The sequence below is a fragment of the Symbiopectobacterium sp. genome (genome assembly GCF_051710365.1).
Taxonomy (GTDB): domain Bacteria; phylum Pseudomonadota; class Gammaproteobacteria; order Enterobacterales; family Enterobacteriaceae; genus Symbiopectobacterium.
In genome coordinates, this window is sequence record NZ_JBPETA010000409.1 from 1 (window position 1) to 552 (window position 552).

Annotated in this window: 1 protein-coding gene; it reads right to left on the bottom strand. The window is 43.5% G+C overall.

Annotated features, from left to right (window positions below; genetic code table 11):
* Positions 1–271: 271 nt before the first annotated feature.
* The gene (locus tag ACTBDZ_RS18365; RefSeq protein ID WP_438816339.1) at positions 272–400 is read right to left on the bottom strand and encodes a protease FtsH-inhibitory lysogeny factor CIII; all 129 of its coding nucleotides are present in this window, start codon (positions 398–400) and stop codon (positions 272–274) included.
* Positions 401–552: the final 152 nt, after the last annotated feature.

Sequence of the window (552 nt, forward strand, 5' to 3'; positions counted from 1 at the left end):
TCATCCTGCTTTACCCGTTTATCAGCAAACGCGTAATAGGTGTTAACCACATCCAAATCGGCACCTGAGAATGTAGAGATAATACTCTCAATTTCACGTTGTCCTGATTCGCTGATTTTCATATCGTGTTCCCCTTTTGGCAGGTAGCATCAACATTAAGCATGGCAAGTCCTCCGTAGTAGCCTTATCGCCGAATTCCATTTTTCTTTATTGCCGTAAAGAACGGCTTCCCGGCAGAGTTCTTGTGCCTTGATAAAATACATGTTCGATTTCACGGTTCGCCTCTCTGATTCAGAGTGTCTTTAAGCCATTTGGCGGCGGCTTTAAGAAGGTTAATGATTCGGTCTAACTGTGTTTCCGAGCGGCCAGCAATAGGCCACCCTGCAAAGGCATATTGCATGGCGTTCTCCGTTTAACTATTTAGATTGATGTATAATTTTTCAGACGAATATCGGCGCGGGTATAAAGAGGTAGTTCAGTGTTATCTATTTCAGTGTGATGTTGATTGCGGCGATAAGCGGATAATGGGAATGCTGAAAGTGTTTCAGTCAT